General features: G+C 39.9%; 8 protein-coding genes. All 8 read right to left on the bottom strand.

Features of this window, described 5'->3' with window-relative positions; all coding sequences use genetic code 11:
- On the bottom strand, positions 1-656 hold a 656-nt coding region (locus tag AC1DSL_RS09250), incomplete at its 3' end, for a primosomal protein DnaI (protein ID WP_477531961.1).
- Complete coding sequence (locus AC1DSL_RS09245) at positions 643-2,037, bottom strand: replication initiation and membrane attachment family protein (RefSeq protein ID WP_477531960.1); 1,395 nt, start codon at positions 2,035-2,037, stop codon at positions 643-645. The genes AC1DSL_RS09245 and AC1DSL_RS09250, both read right to left, overlap by 14 nt.
- 21 nt (positions 2,038-2,058) lie before the next feature.
- Positions 2,059-2,529, bottom strand: coding sequence for a transcriptional regulator NrdR (gene nrdR, locus AC1DSL_RS09240; protein WP_016426701.1), 471 nt, complete (start codon positions 2,527-2,529; stop codon positions 2,059-2,061).
- A gap of 112 nt (positions 2,530-2,641) precedes the next feature.
- Positions 2,642-3,025: an adenosylmethionine decarboxylase gene (speD, locus tag AC1DSL_RS09235; RefSeq protein WP_016426700.1), complete on the bottom strand. Its 384-nt coding sequence runs from the start codon at positions 3,023-3,025 to the stop codon at positions 2,642-2,644.
- Positions 3,026-3,248: 223 nt separating this feature from the next.
- The gene (locus tag AC1DSL_RS09230; RefSeq protein WP_477531959.1) at positions 3,249-4,271 is read right to left on the bottom strand and encodes a glyceraldehyde-3-phosphate dehydrogenase; all 1,023 of its coding nucleotides are present in this window, start codon (positions 4,269-4,271) and stop codon (positions 3,249-3,251) included.
- A 126-nt stretch (positions 4,272-4,397) separates the two neighbouring features.
- Positions 4,398-4,988: a dephospho-CoA kinase gene (gene coaE, locus AC1DSL_RS09225; RefSeq protein ID WP_477531958.1), complete on the bottom strand. Its 591-nt coding sequence runs from the start codon at positions 4,986-4,988 to the stop codon at positions 4,398-4,400.
- A 15-nt stretch (positions 4,989-5,003) separates the two neighbouring features.
- The gene (gene mutM / locus AC1DSL_RS09220) at positions 5,004-5,876 is read right to left on the bottom strand and encodes a bifunctional DNA-formamidopyrimidine glycosylase/DNA-(apurinic or apyrimidinic site) lyase (RefSeq protein WP_477531957.1); all 873 of its coding nucleotides are present in this window, start codon (positions 5,874-5,876) and stop codon (positions 5,004-5,006) included.
- Positions 5,877-5,891: 15 nt separating this feature from the next.
- Complete coding sequence (gene polA / locus AC1DSL_RS09215; RefSeq protein WP_477531956.1) at positions 5,892-8,519, bottom strand: DNA polymerase I; 2,628 nt, start codon at positions 8,517-8,519, stop codon at positions 5,892-5,894.
- Positions 8,520-8,550: the final 31 nt, after the last annotated feature.

The following is an 8,550-nucleotide window of genomic DNA, read 5'->3' as shown; positions in this document are numbered from 1 at the left end:
ACTTTTTCCTGAAGTGACTGATCCTGTATAGCGTGTTTCATTTCACGTAAAAATTCCGGCACGTAGACAAGAACTGTTTTTATTTTCTGTTCAGCCAGTTCATTTGCCAGTGCGCCTAATACATAGGATTTACCAACGCCAAATTCGCCAAAGATATAAAAGCCTTTTGAAGGTAAATTCCCTGTCGTTTTGACTTCTTCCATAAATGCATTTGCTGCCGTACCTAGATTCACACGGGTATTATGATCGTATGTAACGGTCGCAAGTGTTGCCTGCAATACATCCTTTGGCATATGCATGCTCGATATCATTGCAGACACTTGACGACGTTCATCTTCAATCGTTTTTTGTCTGCATCTTGTGTAATCAAGGTCTATAGATCCGCGGACTATTGTCAATTTCGGCACGTAGCCTTTCATGACATTCTGGCAGCTGGCCACATTTTCACAGGTTTCACAGTCATGGTTTTGAGAAGTATATTCATATAATTTCCCGAGTCCACGATCTACCATATCTTTGTTGACAAGCTCTGCATTCTCCGATAAAAACGCTTGAACTCCTCGATCTTCAAGAATTTCATTTTTCATTTTTTCATAACGCTTCGAAAATTCAGGTGCATTCACGACGCGTTTTAACGTTTCACTAATTGGTTCCATTCGTTTTCGCCTGCCCCTCTGTTACACCGAGTTTATCAAGCAATTGCTGTTTTTTTGCTTCCCAATCTTCTGTCACTTCATTTTCAACCGTTTTTTTCGTTGAACGATTTTCTTTCGCTTTATAGAACCATTCCGGCACTTTTTCATCGCGCACATTTTTTCGCTTGTATGAAGTTGTCTTTGATGAATTTTGCCAATCCATATACTGGTCATGTTCTTTTCGAGAAATTTCAATTGCCTGTTCGCACGTCGAAATGTTTTCACGTTGCCAGTGCGCTGCAATTTTGTGCACATAATTTTTGTTCAGTTTCATTTTCGCCCGGATTAGAACGAATTGTAATAAGACATTGACGACTGCGGGTGGAAAACCATATTTAAATATAAGTTCATTGGCTAAATCAACTTCTACAGGCAAAGGCTCCTTACCGTTCGATAAATCTCTTAACACTTCCAGTGGTGGCGTTTCTTCGAGATATTTAATAAGTGATTGATCTTTGGAAAGTTTCACTTCCTTAGAAACCACTTCACGCTGCATACCAGCCTTAGGCATCAACCTTGGAGGTTTAGAAGAAATGGAGAGCTTGTAATAATCAGCTGCTGTTTTTTTCAAACGTTCTTCCGTAATGCGATTTTGATCATCAATAGCCATCATCAACACTTTTTGCATATCGATTGCATTTAACGAGTATAGAAAAGCTACTTTTGCAATCAATTCCTTTACAGATAAAGTTAATACACTGGAAGGAATCATGACTTCAGATAACCCTGATTTCAATAAATCAAAATCAAAATCCATCGAATAGAAAGGAATCTTCTTCGGCCGTTCGGAAGTTTGCTCAATTTGTCTTGGTTCAAATATATGCCCCAGTTTATTGTAATCATGGTTGCTTTTAAAAACGTCCTGCAGGTCACGCGATACATTCTCATACCCGTTTAAAATCGGTTGCTTTTTAACGAAGCGCTCTCTTATACGTATATACGCTTTTTCGTGTATGACGCTATATAAAGAAGTGGCCAAAATCGGTTCACTGAAGAACGAAGCTGCATCCAGGGGTGCTACTACCTCGTAGATGAACAAACGTTTATCGTCATCATCTTTTTTCCACGTTTTCATCAGTCCAATGGCTTCGAGTGACACACGGGCATCAAATATTTTCTTTAATGACATATTCAACACATCCATTAAATAATAGTGTGTCAATTGTTCAGTTGTTTCGCCCTCTGATTCGGCCCATAATGTACAATACAAACTCATCGCATCTGAACCAATGATAGGTTTATACAACATCGTCACAAGCTGGCGATCCTTGTCCGTCAGTATATTGGGCATTTGGATGATGAAGCTATCTACCGGCTGAAGTTCTTTAAATAATAGTTGCACGCAACATCGTCCTCCTGTCCCTTATTTTTTGTCTTCTGGACTTTTCTTCAACAAGTCTTTTAATTCATCTATAAACACATTAATGTCTTTAAATTGTCGATATACGGACGCAAAGCGCACGTATGCTACTTCATCGATGGTTGCCAGACGATCCATGACCATTTCGCCAACATCCTCTGACTTCACTTCGGAATTGCCGATTCGGCGTAAATCTTTCTCAATTGAGAATACGACATTTTCAAGAGATTCTAGCGTTACAGGGCGTTTTTCACATGCGCGAATCAGGCCTCTCAATACTTTTTCGTGGCTGAATTCTTCGCGTGACCCACCTTTTTTCACTACGATCAACGGCATTTCTTCTACTTTTTCGAAAGTAGTAAAACGAAAACCACAATCTTCACATTCTCTTCTTCTGCGGATCGCTTTATTATCGTCTACCGGTCGTGAATCCACGACCCGCGTTCCATTAAATTGGCAAGCTGGACATCTCATAGTTTTATCTCCTGAATTTCGTAATTCGTTTAGTGTTCCTATTATATCAAAAAAAGTCCATTAAAATCGAAAAAGCAGAGGAATTTCTCCCTCTGCCTACTCAGTTTAGTTGTTATGCATGTGCTGTTACGCGCGCTTTACCCGCAATAACAGGACCCATTCCACGTGGAATTTCTGTCATTTCACGAGTCTGAGATCCAAGTGCATCAGCAATATATTTAGCAGCAATTGTTGGATCTAAATCGCCGCATGTATATACATCAATACTTGCGTAACCGTGTTCTGGGAAGCTGTGGATAGTTAAGTGTGATTCAGAAATGATCACGACTCCACTTACACCTTGTGGTGCAAATTTGTGGAATGCTACTTCACGTACTTCTGCTCCTGATTTAAGTGCTGCCTCTACAAACGTACGCTCGATGTATGTTTCATCGTTCAATTTGTCAAATTCGCACTCCCATAGTTCTGCGATAACATGACGCCCCATTGTTTCCATGGTTCGTTTCCCCCTTTGATAAGTTTTTTATAGTTTGTTGAATCATCAAAGTCGACTACCACGGGGGAAAGTTAGTCCAGAGAGGTCCTAACCCTTTAAGCAGTCAGTTGGTACAATAAAAGTACACGATTCACATTATATGTTGTAATCTCACACAATGCAAGTGTTCGAGAAAAAAATAATTCCTCCCTACTTTTGAACGCATGTAGGGAGGAATATTTTATTAGGCAATTACTGTGTCTTTCAGTGCTGCGCCTACTTTTTTCGTCAAATCTACTACACGTGCTGAGTAGCCCCATTCATTATCATACCAAGCGAGAACTTTTACCTTACGTGTTCCCATAACCATTGTCGTTAAACCGTCAATGATCGCTGAATGTGGGTTTGAATTGAAGTCAATTGACACAAGTGGTTCTTCAGTTAATCCAAGAACACCTTTCATTGAACCTTTTGAAGCTTCAATAAATGCTGCATTTACTTCTTCTGCCGTCACATCAGTTTTTAAATCTACAACAAGATCCACTAATGACACATTTGGAGTTGGTACGCGAAGAGACAAACCATGAAGTTTACCTTTCAATTCAGGTAAAACCAATGCCAATGCTTTCGCTGCTCCTGTAGATGTCGGGATGATGGACTGTGCACATGCACGGGCACGACGTAAATCTTTATGTGGATTATCTAAGTTCTTTTGATCATTTGTATACGCATGGATAGTCGTCATAAGACCGTTTTCGATGCCAAACGTGTCATTCAGTACTTTCGCAACTGGCGCTAGACAGTTTGTTGTACAGCTGGCATTTGAAATGATGTCATGTTTTTCAATATTCAATTGATTATCATTTACACCCATAACGATTGTTATGTCTTCATTTTTACCAGGAGCAGTCAAAATTACTTTCTTAGCTCCAGCTTGTAAATGCAATGCCGCTTTTTCGCGGTCATTAAATTTTCCAGTTGCCTCGATAACGATATCAATGTTCATTTCTTTCCATGGTAACTTCAATGGGTCACGGTCACTTACAAGTTGAACTCGCTTACCATTTACAATTAAAGCGCTTTCTTCTATGACAATGTCACCAGAAAACGTTCCATGATTTGTGTCATACTTAATCAAATGTGCTAACGTTTCAGCAGGATAACTTGCATTAATTGCCACCACGTTTAAATCATCTTGAAGAATTGCCTGGCGAAATACCATACGACCAATACGGCCAAATCCATTAATAGCGATAGAAGCTGACATAAAAAATCCTCCTACAAGTATGTTATACTGTTAATCTTTTACCTGAAATTAGTATAACACATTTTGAACTAAGTTAAACACTTTGTTGGCAATGTAGAAATGTTCTATTTTTCAGAAAGTGGGACATTATACGTCCCACTCAGCTAGTATACGCTCTAATTGAACTTTTGATTGTTCGATTGACCCATTATTATAAATGACCGCATCGGCACCTTTTTCTTTTTCGGAAAGTGGTAATTGAGACTGAATTCTTGCCTTAGCTTCTTCCTCAGACAACGAATTACGTTGCATCAATCTCTGTAGCTGTATCTCTTCCTTTACAGAGACAACCAGTATTTTATCAACAAAATGTTGGAGTCGACTTTCAAAAAGAAGCGGGATATCCATAATCAACGTTTCTTCCCCACTCTCAAAAAGTTCATCTCTTTGGCGCAGCATTTCTGCACGAATGGCTGGATGCATCAAATCGTTGAGCTGTTTCCTTTTTGCTGGATCATGAAAAATGAGCTGCCCCAGTGCTTCTCGGTTTAATGTGCCATCCTCATTCATTACCTCTTTGCCAAATATACATTTAATGTCTGACAATGTTACGGTACCAGGTTCTACGACTACTCGGGCTACAAGATCCGCATCAATAATGGGATATCCTTTTTCTTTCAACATTTCTGAAATTGTACTTTTTCCACTCGCAATACTTCCTGTTAATCCAATAATCATCTATTGTCCATCCTTCTATCGTTGACACGAAGGACAATACCAAGAGTTTCGTCCCCCGAGTAAAACTTGTTTTGTAGGAATCAAGCAATGAGGGCATTGTTTCTTGCCATACATGGACAAGCGATTTTGCATGCCCCCTGCTTCCCCATTGATATTCCGATAATCTGAAATGGAGCTTCCACCTGCAGATATGCTTTCGTTCAACACATCGACAATCGTTTGAAAAAGGAGAATAAGTCTTTTTTGACTAATACGCTTCACTTTTCTGCCAGGATGTATATGCATTCGAAATAAAGCTTCAGTGGCATAGATGTTGCCACATCCAGAAATAACTTGTCCATCCATGATTGTTTCTTTTATGGACTTATTTTGATACTTAGAGAGCGAGGACATATCAATAAAATGATTTAATGCGGACTCCGCAAATGGTTCGGGTGCCATTAACAATAATGGAGGAAATTGATCTTCTGAATCCAGTAAACGCATTTCGCCGAATCTCCGAATGTCTGCATATACCAAAAGCATGCCGTCATCTAATGTTAATACGACATGAATATGTTTTCTGAACTTATCTTCTGTGATGTCTGCAGTTTCCTGGACATAAAACCATGCACCGGTCATTCCCAAATGATTCACTAATAGTAAATCTTGTTGATCTTTAAGTAAGTGAAAATAAATATATTTAGACCTTCTTACAATCTGAGTGATTCGAGCATTTTCGAGTGCTTGCTTGAAGTGTTTAAGCTCTGAGCCTTTAACAATTGCTTGTTTTCCCGCCTGTCTTGAAACCTCTAGAACGTCGGATAATTTTACAGATTCAATAGTCTTCCCGGTAGCTACCGGTTTGAGGGAGTTGACGACTCCCTCAACTTCAGGTAATTCAGGCATGATGAATTTGCCTCCTTACTTCGTATCGTACCAAGTCGGACCATATGCATAATCCACTTTAAGTGGCACTTTTAATTCAATAGCGTGTTCCATTACTTCAGGTACGATTTTTTCTAAAATCGCAATTTCTTCTTGAGGTGCTTCAAAAATCAATTCATCGTGCACTTGAAGAAGCATTTTCGCTTTCAAGTTTTCTTTCTGTAAACGATCAGCCATATCAATCATTGCTTTTTTGATTATATCCGCAGCACTTCCCTGGATCGGCGTATTCATCGCCGTACGCTCAGCAAAGCCACGTAAGTTAAAGTTTGAGCTAGTAATATCCGGTAAGTACCTTCTTCTATTTAAAATGGTCGTTACAAATCCCTTTTGCTTCGCTTCCCGTACAATTTCATCCATGTATGTTTTCACACCTGGGAAGCTTTCCAGGTAACGCTCGATAAACTCAGCCGCTTCTTTACGAGAAATCGATAAGCTTTGAGAAAGTCCGTAGTCACTTATTCCGTAAACAATACCGAAGTTTACTGCTTTAGCTGCGCGACGCAKATCTGACGTCACGGCATCTGCTTCAACATGGAAAACATCCATTGCGGTTTTAGTATGAATGTCCAGGTCATTTCGGAAAGCTTCAATCAGCTCTTCGTCATCAGACATATGTGCTAATACGCGTAACTCAATCTGAGAGTAATCAGCCGCAAATAAAATCCAATCTGGTTGGGATGGGACAAATGCCTTTCTGATTTTCCGGCCTTCTTCCAAGCGCACCGGAATGTTCTGTAAGTTTGGATTCGTAGAACTCAAACGACCTGTTTGCGTCAATGCTTGCTGGTATCTCGTATGAATTTTGCCGTCGTCCTTGTGAATTTCTTTTAACAATCCTTCAATATACGTCGACTGCAATTTGCCCAACTGACGATACAAAAGGATATGGGAAATGACTTCATGCTTCCCTTCCAATTTCTCTAAAACGTCTGCGGCCGTTGAGTATCCTGTCTTCGTTTTTTTAAGAGGTGGAAGCCCAAGTTTTTCAAACAAGATTACACCTAGTTGTTTCGGTGAATTAATATTGAAGTTTTCACCTGCTGCATGATAAATGGTTTGTTCAATCTCCGTCAACTTCCCGGCTAAATCCTCACCAATATCCACCAGTGTTTGACGATTKACATTCACACCATCTGACTCCATCTTCCCGAGGATTGTAGCTAATGGTAACTCCAAATCATGATAAAGTTCATATTGCTCGTTTTCTTTCAGCTTATCATCCATTACTTTACGCAGTTTCCATACAGCCATTGCTTTTCTGACTACATGTTCTCCTAGTTCGGCGTCGCTAGGAACTGATTTCTTAGCACCTTTGCCATACACTTGTTCATTCGTTAATACTTCACTGTAGCCAAACTCCCGTGATAACACAGCTACATCATCAGATGTAATCCCTGGATTCACAATATAGGCAGCAAGGACAAAGTCGAATTCAACACCATCGAGCAGTACCCCATTGCGATGGAAAGCTGCAAGTGCCGCTTTGGAATCTACCAATTGTTTCTTTTTCGACGCATCAGCCAGCCACGTACGGAATGATTCACATGCAAACGCGTCCTCAACTTTCATAAAAAACGCATTTTTGTCATCAACAAGTGCGACACCCAACATATCAGCTGTATGATACTGCTCGTCATACAATTCCAGATGAACAGCCATTTCTTCTGAAAGTTGCTCTGTCGTAATTTCTGATATGTGCTTGAAAGAAATATCTGCTTTCGTTTCTTCCACTTGTGAATAGGTTGTTTTTTCTAACAGTGATTTGAAGGCCAGCTCCTGCCAAATTTTAATGACCTCATCCATATCGGGACCATTATAGGACAAATCTTCTAAAGAAATAGTGATTGGAGCTTGTGTTTCAATGGTTGCCAACACTTTACTCATTTTTGCCTGCTCTTCATTGGCCACTAGTTTTTCTTTTAATTTTGCTCCTTTGACACTCTCAAGGCCTTCGTACACACCATCAACCGAGTGATGTTCAAGTAATAGTTTGATTGCTGTCTTTTCACCGACACCAGGAACTCCTGGAATATTATCTGATGCGTCCCCCATTAATCCTTTCATATCAATGATTTGATTAGGGGTTAAGCCATACTTTTCTAGTATGTGCTCAGGTGTATACTTCTCGATATCAGTCATGCCTTTACGTGTGATATAGACAGTCGTCGAGTCCGAAGAAAGCTGTGTAAGGTCTTTATCACCCGAAACAATAATCACTTCTTCTCCCTTTGCTTCAGCCTGTTTGCTCAACGTCCCGATTATGTCATCCGCTTCATACATCGGAAGCTCATATTGCGGGATTTGATATGCGCTTAATAGTTTTCGCAAATATGGAAACTGTTCCGAAAGCTCTGGTGGTGTTTTTTGACGGCCACCCTTATACTCACCGAAAGTCGTGTGCCTAAACGTGGTTTTCCCTGCATCAAATGCCACAAGCATATGTGTTGGTTGTTCTTCATCCAATATTTTTTGTAGCATCATTGTAAAACCATATACTGAATTTGTGTGGATCCCATGTTCATTCGTCAGTAATGGGAGCGCGAAAAATGCTCGATACGCTAAGCTATTTCCATCTAATAATAAAACTTTATTTTTGCTCACAGATTTTCCACTCCTCTACGTAAAAAAACGT

It is taken from the genome of Paenisporosarcina sp. P4_D4 (assembly GCF_056401835.1).
Note: the sequence above shows the minus strand (reverse complement) of the source record. Positions and strands in the feature narration are given on the sequence as shown.

What these genes read in the sequence shown, in the direction of transcription:
- nrdR (WP_016426701.1), bottom strand. Translation starts at nt 2,529, where the DNA reads ATGAGATGTCCAGCTTGCCAATTTAATGGAACGCGGGTCGTGGATTCA.
- speD (WP_016426700.1), bottom strand. Translation starts at nt 3,025, where the DNA reads ATGGAAACAATGGGGCGTCATGTTATCGCAGAACTATGGGAGTGCGAA.
- AC1DSL_RS09230 (WP_477531959.1), bottom strand. Translation starts at nt 4,271, where the DNA reads ATGTCAGCTTCTATCGCTATTAATGGATTTGGCCGTATTGGTCGTATG.
- mutM (WP_477531957.1), bottom strand. Translation starts at nt 5,876, where the DNA reads ATGCCTGAATTACCTGAAGTTGAGGGAGTCGTCAACTCCCTCAAACCG.
- coaE (WP_477531958.1), bottom strand. Translation starts at nt 4,988, where the DNA reads ATGATTATTGGATTAACAGGAAGTATTGCGAGTGGAAAAAGTACAATT.